Origin of the sequence: Arthrobacter psychrolactophilus, assembly GCF_003219795.1 — a bacterium.
GTDB classification, from domain to species: domain Bacteria; phylum Actinomycetota; class Actinomycetes; order Actinomycetales; family Micrococcaceae; genus Specibacter; species Specibacter psychrolactophilus.
The window spans coordinates 58,743-72,547 of sequence record NZ_QJVC01000018.1; the positions used below are offsets into that span (position 1 = coordinate 58,743).

Annotated in this window: 14 protein-coding genes; 9 read left to right on the forward strand and 5 right to left on the reverse strand. The window is 59.8% G+C overall.

Going from position 1 to position 13,805, the window contains the following annotated elements:
• Window positions 1-95: 95 nt before the first annotated feature.
• The gene (locus tag CVS30_RS14330; protein ID WP_110486094.1) at window positions 96-854 is read right to left on the reverse strand and encodes a sulfite exporter TauE/SafE family protein; all 759 of its coding nucleotides are present in this window, start codon (window positions 852-854) and stop codon (window positions 96-98) included.
• A 37-nt stretch (window positions 855-891) separates the two neighbouring features.
• Entirely contained in the window at window positions 892-1,278 is a 387-nt protein-coding gene (locus CVS30_RS14335; protein WP_110486128.1) for a helix-turn-helix domain-containing protein, read from the reverse strand.
• A gap of 36 nt (window positions 1,279-1,314) precedes the next feature.
• Here CVS30_RS14335 and CVS30_RS14340 point away from each other — a divergent pair, with 36 nt between their 5' ends.
• The 3 genes from CVS30_RS14340 (at window position 1,315) to CVS30_RS14350 (ending at window position 4,503) form a co-directional block, all read left to right on the forward strand.
• Window positions 1,315-2,340: a Gfo/Idh/MocA family protein gene (locus CVS30_RS14340; RefSeq protein WP_110486096.1), complete on the forward strand. Its 1,026-nt coding sequence runs from the start codon at window positions 1,315-1,317 to the stop codon at window positions 2,338-2,340.
• Between the two features lie 83 nt (window positions 2,341-2,423).
• Window positions 2,424-3,698 (forward strand): MFS transporter, encoded by a 1,275-nt coding sequence (locus CVS30_RS14345; RefSeq protein WP_110486098.1) that lies wholly within the window; start codon window positions 2,424-2,426, stop codon window positions 3,696-3,698.
• A 103-nt stretch (window positions 3,699-3,801) separates the two neighbouring features.
• Window positions 3,802-4,503 (forward strand): biliverdin-producing heme oxygenase, encoded by a 702-nt coding sequence (locus CVS30_RS14350; RefSeq protein WP_181419815.1) that lies wholly within the window; start codon window positions 3,802-3,804, stop codon window positions 4,501-4,503.
• A gap of 84 nt (window positions 4,504-4,587) precedes the next feature.
• Here the strand turns inward: CVS30_RS14350 and CVS30_RS14355 are convergent, their stop codons facing one another.
• Window positions 4,588-6,009, reverse strand: coding sequence for a DUF2079 domain-containing protein (locus tag CVS30_RS14355; protein ID WP_146233404.1), 1,422 nt, complete (start codon window positions 6,007-6,009; stop codon window positions 4,588-4,590).
• An 89-nt stretch (window positions 6,010-6,098) separates the two neighbouring features.
• On the opposite strand from CVS30_RS14355, the gene CVS30_RS14360 reads away from it, so the two are divergent.
• Entirely contained in the window at window positions 6,099-6,599 is a 501-nt protein-coding gene (locus CVS30_RS14360; RefSeq protein ID WP_110486130.1) for a DUF456 domain-containing protein, read from the forward strand.
• A 10-nt stretch (window positions 6,600-6,609) separates the two neighbouring features.
• Here CVS30_RS14360 and CVS30_RS14365 read toward each other — a convergent pair whose 3' ends face one another.
• Window positions 6,610-7,080 (reverse strand): hypothetical protein, encoded by a 471-nt coding sequence (locus CVS30_RS14365; protein ID WP_146233405.1) that lies wholly within the window; start codon window positions 7,078-7,080, stop codon window positions 6,610-6,612.
• A 135-nt stretch (window positions 7,081-7,215) separates the two neighbouring features.
• On the opposite strand from CVS30_RS14365, the gene CVS30_RS14370 reads away from it, so the two are divergent.
• From CVS30_RS14370 to CVS30_RS14380, 3 genes are read left to right on the forward strand one after another with little or no spacing between them, the layout of a single operon-like run.
• Window positions 7,216-7,812 (forward strand): GNAT family N-acetyltransferase, encoded by a 597-nt coding sequence (locus tag CVS30_RS14370; RefSeq protein ID WP_110486106.1) that lies wholly within the window; start codon window positions 7,216-7,218, stop codon window positions 7,810-7,812.
• Entirely contained in the window at window positions 7,799-8,461 is a 663-nt protein-coding gene (locus CVS30_RS14375; protein WP_110486108.1) for a GntR family transcriptional regulator, read from the forward strand. Before CVS30_RS14370 ends, CVS30_RS14375 begins: the two co-directional genes overlap by 14 nt.
• On the forward strand, window positions 8,458-8,949 hold the full coding sequence (locus CVS30_RS14380) for an acyl-CoA thioesterase (protein ID WP_245934620.1): 492 nt from the start codon (window positions 8,458-8,460) through the stop codon (window positions 8,947-8,949). The genes CVS30_RS14375 and CVS30_RS14380 overlap by 4 nt, the downstream gene beginning before the upstream one ends.
• On the opposite strand, the gene rraA is transcribed toward CVS30_RS14380, so the two are convergent.
• Window positions 8,939-9,412, reverse strand: coding sequence for a ribonuclease E activity regulator RraA (gene rraA / locus CVS30_RS14385; RefSeq protein WP_110486110.1), 474 nt, complete (start codon window positions 9,410-9,412; stop codon window positions 8,939-8,941). The genes CVS30_RS14380 and rraA overlap by 11 nt on opposite strands.
• A gap of 132 nt (window positions 9,413-9,544) precedes the next feature.
• Here rraA and CVS30_RS14390 point away from each other — a divergent pair, with 132 nt between their 5' ends.
• Both CVS30_RS14390 and CVS30_RS14395 read left to right on the forward strand, forming a co-directional pair.
• A complete protein-coding gene (locus CVS30_RS14390) occupies window positions 9,545-12,415 on the forward strand; it encodes an FAD-binding and (Fe-S)-binding domain-containing protein (protein WP_110486112.1) in 2,871 nt (956 codons plus the stop codon).
• Between the two features lie 121 nt (window positions 12,416-12,536).
• On the forward strand, window positions 12,537-12,962 hold the full coding sequence (locus CVS30_RS14395) for a universal stress protein (RefSeq protein ID WP_110486114.1): 426 nt from the start codon (window positions 12,537-12,539) through the stop codon (window positions 12,960-12,962).
• Window positions 12,963-13,805: the final 843 nt, after the last annotated feature.

The window sequence follows — 13,805 nt, forward strand, 5'->3', positions numbered from 1 at the left end:
CCTGTGCTGGTAATGCGCGGCGACTCTAGTTCAGAAGCGCGGTCAATCGTTCCGTCAGCCAACGCTTTGCTTGTGCAGAATATGGGCGGGCTACCTCAGGAGAAAAATAGCATCTTGACCAGCGCTGCCGCGCCGACGGCAATGATGGTGGCGCGCAAGGCAACTGGGGGCAGTAATCTGCCGAAGCGTGCGCCGATGAGTCCACCCAACAGGGATCCGGCGGCGATCAACGCCGTGACCCGCCAATCAATATATTGCCAGGCAACAAGCATGAAGGTGATGGCAGCGACGCCATTGACGGCGGTGGTCAAAACATTCTTCACAGCGTTGATTTGCTGCAATGCCACCTGCGTCATAATGCCCATCAGGCCCACGATCAAGATGCCTTGAGCGGCACCAAAATAGCCGCCATACATGCCCAAGACAAAGATCCCCGCGAGCAAAGCAGCTGTGCTGTGCGTGGGGCCAGTTGTGCCGCGTCGAGTTAGCTTTCGTTGCACCATTGGGCCAAAAGCCACCATCAAAAGCCCGATGATGATCAACACCGGCACAATGGTTTTGAAGGCGGACGACGGCAATATGAGCAACAGGATGGCACCTGCTAGGCCACCGGCCAATGACGCTGGCAAGAGCCGCTTAAGCATGACCTTATTGGGTGCCAACTCCTTGCGGTAACCCCACGTTCCGGATAGGCCGCCGGCCACGAGACCAATATTGTTGGAAATATTGGCGGTCAGGGGTGGATAGCCGAAAAGTAGCAGCGTGGGAAAGGTGACAAGGGTGCCGGAGCCCACCACAACGTTGATCATTCCAGCCCAGAAGCCCGCCAGAAAGATTGCTGCGGCTTCGAGCATGGAGAGTCCTAAGTGTTAAGGAAAAGTGGAGTGCTTCTTAGGATTCCGCGACGGGAGTTGCCAGTTTTTGGGCGGAGACCCAGGCCATGATGTCCTGGCTGCGAATGCGTCGGTGCGATCCCCGGTACTGGACGGCAATTTCGCCTCGGTCGGTCAGGTTTCGCAAGAACGTGTTCGAGATACCAGCCAGCTCAGCGGCCTGGGACGTGGTGAGTAACTCGGCAACACTGGCCACGCTTACCGCATCCCCGCGTGAGAGACGGTGCAGGAGGTCAAGAACGGCCTCGCGTGCGCCGTCGTCTAGGCGATGGGCCGTCCCGTCAACAAAAACCGTCACGTCATTGCTATCGGCGAGGGTTCGCGCAAGCTTTTCCTGCTCTGTTGTAGCCAAGGGAGGGCTGACTCTGGGGGCATCTAATGTCATGGGAAACATAGTAGCGCGGACGGTAGGCTGAGATTCATGACGCCTAAGATTCGCACGGCCTTACTGGGCTACGGCCTCGCCGGAAGTGTTTTTCATGCTCCTTCACTGGAGCTGCTGGAACAGTTTTCTCTTGACGTGATCGTCACCTCCGATCCTGAACGCCAGGCTGCGGCGCGGGCAGCTCATCCGCATGCCACGGTCATGAGCCGCTCAGAGTGGTCTGGCAGTCGAAGCGACGTTGATTTGGTCATCGTAGCGACCCCGCCCGAAAGTCACGGTTCGCTCGCCGCCTCGGCACTTCAAGGAGGCTGCGCCGTCGTAGTTGATAAGCCATTTGCGCTGAGCAGTACCGAAGGGGAGGCACTCGTCGCCCTCGCCAAAGAGCGCGGCCAACTGCTCACCGTTTACCAAAACCGTCGGTGGGACGGAGAATATCTCACCCTGCAAAAACTTCTGGCCGAAGGTGCGTTGGGGGAGGTGCGCCGCTTCGAATCACGTCTCGAGCGTTGGCAGCCCGAGATCACCAAGGAATGGAAGGCTCAGGCCACCGTCGAGACAGGAGGTGGGCTGCTTTTTGACCTAGGTACGCACCTCATCGATCAGGCCCTGCAACTCTTTGGGCCTGTCGAGCATGTTTACGGTGAGTTGGCTGCCCGTCGAGCCACAGAGCGGAGCGAGGATGATGTCTTCGTGGCATTGCGGCACGTCAGCGGCGTGACCTCGCACTTATGGGCGAATGCCTGCGCCGCGCACAATGCCCCACGCTTCCGGGTCTTGGGTTCGGAGGCTGCCTACGTCAAACAAGATGCCGACGTCCAGGAAAGCCAGATCCGCAACGGCATCTTGCCGGGACAGGCCGGGTACGGGATCGATCCCGAAGCCAGTTGGGGTCGTGTTGGTCGTGGCGAGGATACCAAGCCCGTCGCCACGGAAGCTGGAAACTTCGCGCGCTTCTACGAGCTACTCTCGGCCGCCATCCTTGACGGCGCGCCCGCCCCCGTAGACCCGGCGGATGCCATCGCCGGATTACGGATCGTAGAGCAAATTCGCGCACTGCAGTAACTATTCCTGCCGAGGTCTCAAGGGGCGCGTAAGCTGGTGCGAAAGTAAGCCAAGAAACGCAATGACTGGGGGCGTAAGGCACAGTGAGTAGTAATCAAAGCGGTGGCACTGCCTCGGGCCAAGCAATCAGCCTTGCGCTGAGTGAGCCTACCGCCAATGTACGCCACCGGTGGACCACCTCCGTTGTCCTCGTCAACGTAGGTATCAACGCGGCGTTCTTCGGTCCGATTCAGGTCTTGCTGGGGCAGCAGGCCGCAGACTTTAGCGAAGCGGACAAGGAAGGCATTCTTGCGCTCGTGACGGGCGCCGGTGCTGCCGTTTCCCTAGTGGCCAATCCGCTTTTTGGCACGTTCAGCGACAGGACCGTCTCCCGGTACGGTCGCAGGGTCCCCTGGGTATTCATTGGCGCCTTGCTAGGAACGCTGGGCCTCATCGGCTTGGCTGGCGCACCATCGGTCGCCGCCATGGCCCTCTTGTGGTGCCTGGTGCAATTGGGATGCAATGGCGCGCTCGCAGCCACCACGGCGGCCATCCCGGATCAGGTACCCACGCGACAACGAGGGATCATCGGTGGCCTGTCATCCATGGGAACCGTAGTGGGTATCTTGCTCGGTGCCGCCATTGGCGCCGTTGTCGCCGGCAACTTCTCGCTCGGCTTCATCATCTGTGCCGTGGGGCTCTTACTGGGTATGGTGCCGTACTTGTTCTTCGCCAATGATCCGGTGTTGTCGGTCAACGACAGGCCGATGTTCACATGGCTCAACTTCGTCAAGGGTTTCTGGATCTCGCCCAAGCGATACCCCGATTTCGCCTGGGCCTGGATTACCCGCTTTCTGGTCAATGTGGGGAACCACTTGGTCACGCTCTATCTGCTGTTCTTCCTCACGGATGCTGTTGGCTACGAAAACCCGGAATTTGGCGTCTTGATCCTGACGGGCATTTACGCCGTCCTCACCTTGATCACGGCCGTGATCGGTGGGCGCTGGACCGACAAGGTAGGCAAACGCAAACCCTTTGTCATGGCATCCTCGGCCATCATCGCCCTAGCCGCCCTTGTTTTGGCATTCTTCCCGACCTGGGTGGGGGCCCTGGCGGGAGCCGCCATTTTGGGCGTTGGTTACGGTGTTTATCTCGCGGTGGACTTTGCGCTGCTGACCCAGGTGCTCCCCTCTGCGGCAAGCCGCGGTAAGGATATGGGTGTCATCAATGTGGCGAATTCTCTGCCTCAGGTCATCGCGCCGATCATTGCCTGGCCGCTCGTAACGATCCTAGGTGGCTACGTCACCCTGTATGTTGTGGCCGCAGTGATTGGCCTCCTCGGGGCAGTCTTCGTTGTCAAGATCAAAGGCGTGGACTAGAGGCGCGACGCAAATATTTTATGGACACTATGTCGCCAACTATTGACACAATGTCAGCAACTTGATTAGCTAAGGTAAAGCTTACCTAATTATGGAGTCAAATATGTCCACAGTTGTCGTTGAACCCGTCGTTGCTGAGACCTCTAAGGCCCTGTCGGATGAGCTCAAATCGCATACCGCCGCAGCGCACGCGGCAGCCGAGGAGTCCTCGTTTGTCGCGGAGTTGATGGGTGGAAGCCTCGACGCCGCAGCGCTCGTGAGCCTGCTGGATCAAAGCATGGTCATTTACCGGGCCATGGAAACGGCGCTGGCCGCCCATGCGGATCACCCGCAGCTGGGTGCTTTTATCGATCCGAAACTGGCCCGCGTAGCTGCCTTGGAAGCCGATATGGCCTTCCACCACGGTGAAAACTGGGAGGAGCAATTGGCCGACGGCACCATCGAGATTGTGCCCGCCACAGCAGCCTATGCCGCGGCCTTGACCGCCGTGGGCGCCGAATCGATCGAGTTTCTGCTGGCCCACCACTATGTGCGGTACATGGGCGATCTCTCCGGCGGCCTGATCATCTCCCGCATGGTGCAGCGGCACTACGGCATTGCCGAGAAGGGTTTAAATTTTTACTCCTTCGAGGCCATCACCAAGCCCAAACCGTACAAGGATGCCTACCGCGAACTGCTCGACACAACCGACTTCAGCCGCGCCCAGAAGGACGCCATCTTGAATTTCGCGGCCGAATCGTTTGAGCTCAACCGAGCCGTCTTTGTCGATCTGGCGGCGGCCCGCACCGCGACATTGGCTGCCTAACCACCTCCAAAACTCAATGGACGACGGCGGCACCTCAGTGCCGCCGTCGTCCATCACTTTCTGCGCACTCGCCGTGAGTGCGGGCTACTGTTTCTTGGCGACCTGGTAGTGGGCATCGGCGAAGACCGTGACGTACTGGGTGCCGGGGAAGCGCTGCATGGTCTCCGCGGCGATGACGTTGGGTGCCGCGTCGGTACGGCCCGAAACGTCCATGAGTACGTACTCCGGCGCAGGGTTGTTGCTATTGCCAACCCAGTACACCTCGGTGCGGTCCACGAGGTAACTCATGAGGGAAATATCGGTTTCCACCGTGACGCCCTCGGGCACCGTGGACAAGGCGTTCCTGGAGGATTCGACGGTGGTAAGCGCAAAGTTCTTATCGATGTCGTTGAGCTTGCCAAAGGCGTATTGGCTCGTCAGAAGCAGCGATATCAGCAAGATGGTCGTCCCGAGCAGGAGCCTGAGGCGTTCGGAATTGAGCACCTTGCGGCGGTGGAGAGCATCGATCGCGGCGCAGAAGACGATGGGCATGAGCACAGCGCTGTACTGCCATTCCTGACCCCAGTACACGGGGAGATCGGAGAGGAAACGCCAGGCCAGAGTGGGCAGGACGAGCAACGCCAGCGGTGAAAAGAGGCACAGCCCGGCCGTAATGAACACCAGCAGAATCATGGTGGTGACCTTGTCGGCCTGAAACAGAGAGCCCGGATTACTCATGAGCGCGCCGATGTTGAGCTGACTTTCGTACGCCCATTGATCGCCAGGATTCATGGCCGGCAGGATGACCTTGGTGGCGAGGATGAACCAGAGGACACCCCAGGAGGCAAGGCACAAACCCGAGGCCGTGCGCGCCCGCCAGGCGAAGACGAGGCCGATCATGAACACCGTGAGCCCGAGGTCTTCCTTCACGAAAACCAAAAGGGCGGCCCAGATCCAGGCCGAACGCCATTTCTCATCCAGCAAGGCAACGAGCGACAGCGCCAGCAGCGGCACCGCGAAGGCAACCTCGTGGAACTGCGAATCGATGGCCGATTGCAGTCCCCAACTCAGCGCATACGCCGCACCCAGGCAGGCCCCCGTGATGGAGCCCAGCCGCTTGATGGCGAAATGGGCGATGACCACAACGGAAACGGCCAACAGCAGATTCTGGACGACAAGCAGCGTGTAGGCGCTGGGGAACAGGCGGTAGAACGGGCCGAGCAGCACCAGTAGCGGGTGGAAATGATCGCCGAGCAGATTATAGCCGTGACCCTTGATGCTCACGATGGGCGCCTGAAAGTGTGCGTAATCCTTGGCTAGCTGCGTGAAAATGCCAAGATCCCAGGAGCGGATGGTGAAGCTCTTCCACTGCAGCCACGAAAAGACGGAGTACACGAGGAACGCCAAAACGCCCACGATCATTGCCAGCGACAGTGGCGTCCTGGCAAGCTGCCGGGCATGAGCCAGCCGAGATGAACGGGCTGGAGCCGGAGCGGCCAGGGGCTTGGGTTTCTGCTCAGTGGTCACAGAGAAAGTCTAGGCCGCGGCGTGGTGGTGCGGGGCATTGCGTCCGGACACGTTCTGCCATGGATTCGAATCAATGGCACGATGGCACCATGGATGCACAGATTATTTGGACGATTGTTTGCGGTTTGGCGATTGCGGTAGGGGTCACGGGCATCATTATTCCCGTGCTCCCGGGCAGTATCTTGATTGGGGTGAGCTTGCTGACGTGGGCGCTTGTGCTGGGTTCGCCTCTTGGCTGGATTATCTTTGGCATCGGAATCCTGTTCGTCGCGGGCGGCATGGTGTCCAGCGCAGTCTTGACCGGCCGGGCCATGAAGCAGCGTTCCATCCCCGGCCGCTCGGTGATCATCGGGCTGGTGTTGGGCGTTGTGGGTTTCTTCGTGATTCCCGTAGTGGGTCTGCTGGTGGGCTTCGCAGTGGGGCTGTTTCTGTCCGAACTTGCCCGGCAGAAGGAATGGCGTCCCGCCGTATCCTCCTCCGTTGCGGCACTGAAGGCCACCGGACTGGGAATGCTGGCCGAATTCGGCCTGGCCTCACTCGCGGCCGGAACCTGGGGCGTAGGGGTTTTGATTCATTTCCTGAACCGGTAATGATCCACGGTTAGGGCACGCTCAGCAGCAAGCCGATGTCCGCCATGCGTCCGCCACAGCGTTCGTCACCTGTCACCCGAGTCCAGTTCAAAGCGGTTGACTGCGCGGTCAAAACCTTCCCGCTGGCGTCAAAGACTCTGAAGTTCAGGGCGGATGGTGGCTGCGCGTCGAGTTTCAAGAGCCACGTGCCATCTTGCTGGTGCACCAGCAGCTCACTGTTGTCCGAGGTTCCCTTAGCAAAAGTTGGGGAGGCAGGCGTGCAGCTTGCACTTGTGCAGGCGGTAATAGCTGAGACGTTTGAGGTGCTGAGCAGGCTGCCCGTCAAAGAGACCGAAAGATAGTTATTCCAGTTGGCCGGCGGACAGGGGCGACTATCGCGGTCAAGCACGAGGGCGCCGATGATGAAGGCCATACAAAAGGCCGCAACAAGGGGAACAAGGATGAATTCCACGCGGCGGCGGGAAAGTCGGACAGCACGCATGCAGCTATGGTATCGAAGGACTCTGATGGTTTGCCGCGAGCTTTCCGCAAGTCAGCTCGACGCCATAGCGTGGAATGTACATCGGGGATACAGCCCGAATCTGGTGCTCGCGAGAAAGCGCATTAGGATCTGAACATGCCCTCCGACGTTGCCAAGATCCCCATTCTGACCCAGCCGGACTACCCTTTTGAGTCCGACGTCGTCCGGCTGCGCCCAGTTGCCATGACGGATGTGTCCGCCGTCAATGCGTATCGATCGTTGGAAGAGGTGGCGCGGTATCTGCCACACCCGCCGCACACACTCGCCGATACCGAACTGGTGCTTTCCACGCGAGTGGCACAGCGGGACTTGAAAATTCCGGGCCACTGGTTGGATCTCGCCGTGGAATACGGGGAGCCCCGGCGCGTTGTGGGCGAGGTGGTCCTGAAATGGGATGCGGAAAACTGGCGTCGCGGTGAGATTGGTTTTGTTTTCAACCCCGAGGTGCAGGGCAAAGGCGTGGCCTTTGCCGCCTGTTCTGGCGCGTTGGATATTGCCTTCAATCATTTTGGCTGGCATCGAGTCGAGGGCATTTGCGATGCGCGGAATGAAAAATCCGCTGCTCTCATGGCCCGCCTGGGCATGCGACGTGAGGCAACCTTTGTCGAATCGGATTGGTGCAAGGGCGAATGGGTTACCCTCCAGCACTACGCCATCCTGAAACGTGAATGGGGCGGCCATGGGACCGCTTGATGCCAAGCATGCCCACACGGGAAGCGCTGTGGCGGATAAGCTCCGCGCAGCGATTGTGGGCGGTGACCTCGCGCCCGGCGCCAAGCTGTCCGAGGCGTCGCTTGGCGCGGAGCTGGGCGTTTCACGGAACACTCTGCGCGAGGCATTCACCTTACTCAATGCTGAGCGCATCATCACGCGCATCCCCAATCGAGGCGTCTTTGTTGCGCAACCGACGTGCGCCGACGTGCGGGAAATGTACCGGATTCGCCGCGTCTTAGAACCCGCGGCGTTGCTGCAGCCGCACGGAGGCGGCGCACCGGAGCTGGCCGCGGCCGTGCAACGTGGCTTGGCGGCGAAACACTTCCACGATGTCGCTGGAATGGCCGCCGCAAATCAAGAGTTTCACGCACGTGTTGTGGCTCTGGCACAGAGCGCCCGACTCAATGAGATGATGGCGCATGTGCAAAGCGAGATGCGGCTCGTGTTCCACGCGCTGTCCGGGGATCTCGCCTTCCACGAACCGTTTGCCACGGCCAACGCACACATCTTCACGCTGTGGAATGAGGGGCAGGGCGCGGCCGCCGCGGCCGAACTCACGGAGTACCTCGATGCGGCCCAGACGCAGGTCTTGAGCGCGATGCCGGCAGAAAGAGTGGAAATTTCATGACAAATGAGCAAAAGATGCCCGACGGCGGCACCTCGCTGACGCTGCACGTCCCCATGCGCTGGGGAGACATGGACGCCTATGGACACATCAACAACGTGGAGATCCTCCGAATCCTCGAGGAGGCTCGAATCCATGCCTTTGGTCCTCCTGCAGGGACCGGCTTGCCCGGTGTTGAGGTTGCCCAGCCCATCTTTTCTGAGCTGGAGGCGGATGTTCAAGCACTCGTGGTGGAACATCGCGTGCGGTATCTTGCTCCGCTGAACTATCGCAATGTCCCGGCCGTCATCCGGATTTGGATCAGTGCCGTCAAGGGAGCCAGCTTCACCGTGGCCTATGGCATTTTTGACCCTGTGACAGAGGCCAAGTGCGTCATTGCGGAAACTGTTTTAGCTTTCTTTCACGAACCCAGCGGAACGCTCGTCCGGCTCACGGCCGGGAATAAGCTTCAGCTAGAAAAGCTGCGCGGGCCCGCCAACTTTAAGGCGTAGGGGCGATCAAGATGCCATCCGGATCGGCATAAACCATGTCGCCGGGCTGGATCGTCACCTCACCGAGCTGAACCGGGCCATCGACGCTGCCGGCGCCGTCCTTGGCGCTCTTGACCGGATTAGTGCCTAGGGCTTTGACGCCCAGTGGGAGGCCGCCGAGTGCCACGCTGTCGCGGACTGCGCCGTTGATAATGACACCGGCCCAGCCGTTGTGCACGGCAGATTCGCCGATCATGTCTCCCATCAGCGCTGTCCGCAGGGACCCTCCGCCGTCGACGATCAAGACTGCGCCCTCCCCAGGTGTTCCCAGCAAACTCTTCACCAGCGCATTGTCATGCAGGCACTGGACGGTTCGCGCGGGGCCGCTAAAAGACTGGTGTCCGCCAAAGTCTCGAAATTGCAATGACACGGAGGCAAGCTCGGGTCCGCGTTCGTCGTAGAGGTCTGCCGTGGAGATGGTCATAAAACTCCTAGTGTCGGTGCTCGTCTGTGGACAGCATAACGGCGCGATTCCCTTCAGCGATAGCATGGGGCACATGCCCGGCCACTATGAGCTGGGGCGTAGCAAAGTATTGAATCATCACGAGGGGCGAAGATGTCGGCGAGCACGGGCCAAATACGGGGTAACGAAGCACTGTCTGGGGAGCTGTTGCGGGAGGTCACCGCTGCCCTGGCGAACCCCGAGCAAGTCAAAATCGGAGCCCTTGATCGGCACGCCAACGCGCACGACGCCTCACATTTTTTCCTCGTCCCACAGGCCGTCGCCATTCCCGCCAGCGCACCGGAGGTGGCCAGTCTCCTACGCATCAGCGCAGCACGAGGGCTCCCGCTCACCCTGCGTTCCGGTGGCACCAGCTTGAGTGGCCAGGGCGTCAGCGGGGGACTCCTCGTGGATGTGCGCAAGAACTTTCGCACCATCACCGTGCTCGACGACGGAGCCCGGGTCCGCGTGCAACCCGGGGTTACCGTCCGGGATCTGAATGCGCGGCTGGCTCGCTTTGGCCGAAAGTTTGGCCCCGACCCTGCCAGTGAGGCGGCCTGCACGATTGGCGGGGTAATCGCCAACAACTCCTCGGGCATGGCCTGCGGCACCACGGACAACGCCTACCGAACGCTGGAATCCCTGACGGTTGTTTTACCCAGCGGCACGATCATCGATACCGGCGCTGCTGATGCCGCGGAACGGCTGCGCACCCTAGAACCTGAGCTCTTTCGCGGCCTCGGCGAGCTAGCGGAAAGGGTGCGCAGTAACCCGCGCTCCCGAGCCATTATTGAGCAGCAATTCTCCATGAAAAACACCATGGGATACGGCTTGAATTCGCTTCTAGACTTTAGCGACCCGGTGCAGATCCTGGCACATCTGCTGATCGGCAGCGAGGGCACCCTCGGATTCGTCGCCGAGGCGGTGTTCCGGACGGTGCCACGATTGGCGCACGCCACCTCAGGACTTCTTATTTTCAAGGATCTTGAGGCGGCCAATGCCGCGCTCCCGGCCCTCGTGGACAGCGGCGCCGCCACGGTGGAGCTCATGGATGCGCTCTCGCTGAAGGTCGGCCAGGGACTCACTCGGGTCCCCGGTGTGGTGCGAGATCTCACGGTGGATGCGCATGCCGCCTTGCTCGTGGAATATCAAGGCGGCACGGCAGCGGAATTGGCCGAGCTCAACACCAAGGCGGTGCGGCTGGCCGGGACGCTCGGCCTCGACAAGGCGGCCGACTTCAGTTCAGATGCCACAATTCGTGGCGAGCTGTGGCATCTGCGCAAGGGCCTATACACCTCGGTGGCCGGAGCCCGACCGCAAGGAACTACGGCCCTGCTCGAAGATGTGGTGGTCCCCGTACCCGTTCTGGGCCGCACCTGCGTCGCGTTGGGCGAACTCTTTAATAAGTACAGTTATGCTAACTCGGTGATTTTTGGGCACGCCAAGGATGGCAATATTCACTTCATGTTGACGGACAAGTTCGCCAGCAAGGATGAGCTGGACCGTTACGCGGCCTTCACGGAAGACATGGTTGACGTGGTGCTCGGCGAGGGTGGCTCCCTCAAGGCCGAACACGGGACGGGCCGCGTCATGGCGCCCTTTGTGCGCCGTCAGTACGGTGATGAGCTGTATGAGGTGATGCGCGAGATCAAGGCGCTCTTTGATTCGGCCGGCATGCTCAACCCAGGGGTTTTACTGGATGAGGATCCTGTGGCACATCTGCGCCATATAAAAGCGGCTCCGCCGTCCGTTGACCCAGAGGTGGACCGCTGCGTGTCATGTGGTTATTGCGAGCCGGTCTGTCCCAGCAAGAACCTGACGCTCACCCCGCGCCAACGCATTGTCACCCTGCGCGATATGGCGGCGGCGCGGCAGTCGGGGAACAACGAGCTCGCTGACGCCCTGGCTGCGGACTATGACTATTCAGGCGTCGATACCTGCGCCGTGGATGGCATGTGTCAGACCGCGTGCCCCGTGGACATCAATACAGGCACCATGGTCAAGCGTCTGCGTGCCGAGGCTGCGGGGACTGTGGAAAATGGCGTATGGAACACGGCAGCCAAACACTGGGGTGCTGTGACGCGTGGCGCCGGGCTGGCGCTGGGCGTGGCCGCTAAGGCGCCATCCGCCGTCGTGCTTCCCATGAATCGGCTGGGACGGAAGCTCCTTGGGGAGGACACGCTACCCCTGTATTCCTCCGAGCTGCCCGCGGGAGGCACCTCACGACGTCGTCCCGCACCTGTGGGGGAAACGGCGGCCGTGTATTTCCCCGCCTGTGTCAACGTCATGTTTGGGCCAGCCGACGCCGGTTCCTCCGGTGTGCAGGCCAGTTTTGAGCAATTGTGCGCCGCAGCGGCGGTGGAGCTGCTGGTCCCTGAAGGTATTGACGGCACATGTTGCGGCACGCCGTGGTCGTCGAAGGGGATGACGGCCGGGCTGGAGCAGATGCATGCGCGGACGCTCGCGATGTTGCGTGAGGCCACCCGAGATGGCGAGCTGGACATCATCTGCGATGCGTCCAGTTGCACGGAAGGGTTGCTGCACACGGTTGAAAGTGAAGTGTTGGCTCCGGGGCAGCGAGCCTTGCGGGTCGTTGATGCCGTGGAATTTACCGCCGGGCACCTTTTGCCGCTACTTGGCCAGGGGTGGCAGAAGATCGATTCTCTGGCCTTGCATCCCACGTGTTCATCGGCACGGATGGGACTCAACCCGGCCCTGACGAAGGTTGCTCATGCAGTTGCGGAGACTGTCAATGTCCCCGACAACTGGGGCTGCTGCGGCTTTGCCGGGGATCGCGGCATGCTGCATCCGGAACTGACGGCCTCGGCCACCGTGGCACAGGCGGCCGAGGTAGTGGCGATGGGCGCCGTCGAGCATGCATCGTGTAATCGAACCTGTGAACTGGGCATGAGCCGCGCCACAGGGGAGAGCTATCGGCACGTGCTGGAGATCCTTGCGGACGCAACAAAAGCGGCATCGACGTAATAGCGGCGTAAGTTCGCGCACGTTTAGGCCTAATTGGGGCCATATGTGGCTAAAGTAGGGGACAAGCGTGGCATTGACGCTCAAGGCGTTGGTGCTTGGATCGAATATAAAGGATGAACAAATGGCTGAAATCATCATTGTCGGCGTCGACGGCAACTCAACGTCCATGAAGGCTGCCCGTGTTGCAGCTGAACTGGCAAAGGCAACGGGCAGCGTCCTGCGCGTCGTTACCGCTTTTGGCGAAGACAAGACCGAAAAGGTTGCCATCGGCAATGACGAGTGGTTCCTTTCCACTGCCGACGAGGCCGAGCGTGTTGCTCAGCGTGTTGCTGAAGAACTGAAGATCAGCGGCGTCAAGACCGAGTACTCCTCGGCACTGGGCAAGCCTGCTGACGTTCTGCTCGAAGAGGCTGCCAAGCTCGATGCAAAGCTGATTGTTGTTGGAAACGTCCGCATGCAGGGCCTGGCCCGCGTACTGGGATCCGTTGCTAACGCTGTTTCCCACAACGCTCCGTGCGACGTGTACATCGTCAAGACCGACGGCTAAATTCTTCTCCGCAAAACCCCTGCAGCCCTGGCTGTGGGGGTTTTGTGTTTAACGGCCCAATTGGGGGCAGAACGCAAAAAACTACTGACCGGAATCAAAAGTCGAAGTTTGATTCCAGCCAGTAGCTTTACGAGTTGCTAAAAGACTTACAGGCCCAGTGAGCGCAGGAGAGCAATGACGATGTCAAGAAGGTTGGTCAACATTGTGCGGTCCTTTCGTCTAAGAAGAATATAAAGCTAAGACCATTACGAGGGAGTAATGGAATGACGTGCACCATCAGCATAATCAAAATGAGGATTTCTGCAACGGTGAGTGCGTGTGAATGGGTATGAGACGCGCGGTTTCATGTCATAAAAAAATACTTCGGTGCTTTCGCCCATCGGTGGCATAAGTGCTCCGGAGTGACGACGTGCCCATGATCTAGCCACAGCAGACGATCTTGGCGACCGAGGCGCAGCCGTGTGGCCGTGGCCCCGGGTCGCTCTGGCCCGGAGCCACTAGACCTTTGGGTAGTCTTCCTGGTCTTGAAGCATGTAAAAGCGGGGCATCAGATACGTCCCAAGAGGGTCAAGAGAGTAAACTCTCGGTATTTTCAAGAATTCTTCACAATACTTTTGGTTAGTTTCTGTGAGGATCCTAGCTTTTCGGTCAACGATTCCTAGGTTAGATAGGAAAATACTTTAATGAACCCGAGAAATCCATAAATCCAATTGATTGTTAATTAATGCTTGGGTATTACGGCTCTTCCGAATCCAGAGTGTAGTCGGCGCTGCCGGGTGTGAAGTCCGGGGCGGGGAGCTTGGTTCGGTGTAGGTGAGGGCCTTGGTAGAGAATCAGATTGTC

Bases quoted from the DNA above. Each gene is read 5' to 3' on its own strand.
- CVS30_RS14380 (WP_245934620.1), top strand. From the start codon at position 8,458: ATGACAAATGAGCAAAAGATGCCCGACGGCGGCACCTCGCTGACGCTG.
- CVS30_RS14365 (WP_146233405.1), bottom strand. From the start codon at position 7,080: ATGCGTGCTGTCCGACTTTCCCGCCGCCGCGTGGAATTCATCCTTGTT.
- CVS30_RS14335 (WP_110486128.1), bottom strand. From the start codon at position 1,278: ATGACATTAGATGCCCCCAGAGTCAGCCCTCCCTTGGCTACAACAGAG.
- CVS30_RS14370 (WP_110486106.1), top strand. From the start codon at position 7,216: ATGCCCTCCGACGTTGCCAAGATCCCCATTCTGACCCAGCCGGACTAC.
- CVS30_RS14395 (WP_110486114.1), top strand. From the start codon at position 12,537: ATGGCTGAAATCATCATTGTCGGCGTCGACGGCAACTCAACGTCCATG.
- CVS30_RS14340 (WP_110486096.1), top strand. From the start codon at position 1,315: ATGACGCCTAAGATTCGCACGGCCTTACTGGGCTACGGCCTCGCCGGA.
- CVS30_RS14330 (WP_110486094.1), bottom strand. From the start codon at position 854: ATGCTCGAAGCCGCAGCAATCTTTCTGGCGGGCTTCTGGGCTGGAATG.
- CVS30_RS14390 (WP_110486112.1), top strand. From the start codon at position 9,545: ATGTCGGCGAGCACGGGCCAAATACGGGGTAACGAAGCACTGTCTGGG.
- CVS30_RS14350 (WP_181419815.1), top strand. From the start codon at position 3,802: ATGTCCACAGTTGTCGTTGAACCCGTCGTTGCTGAGACCTCTAAGGCC.
- CVS30_RS14375 (WP_110486108.1), top strand. From the start codon at position 7,799: ATGGGACCGCTTGATGCCAAGCATGCCCACACGGGAAGCGCTGTGGCG.
- CVS30_RS14360 (WP_110486130.1), top strand. From the start codon at position 6,099: ATGGATGCACAGATTATTTGGACGATTGTTTGCGGTTTGGCGATTGCG.
- rraA (WP_110486110.1), bottom strand. From the start codon at position 9,412: ATGACCATCTCCACGGCAGACCTCTACGACGAACGCGGACCCGAGCTT.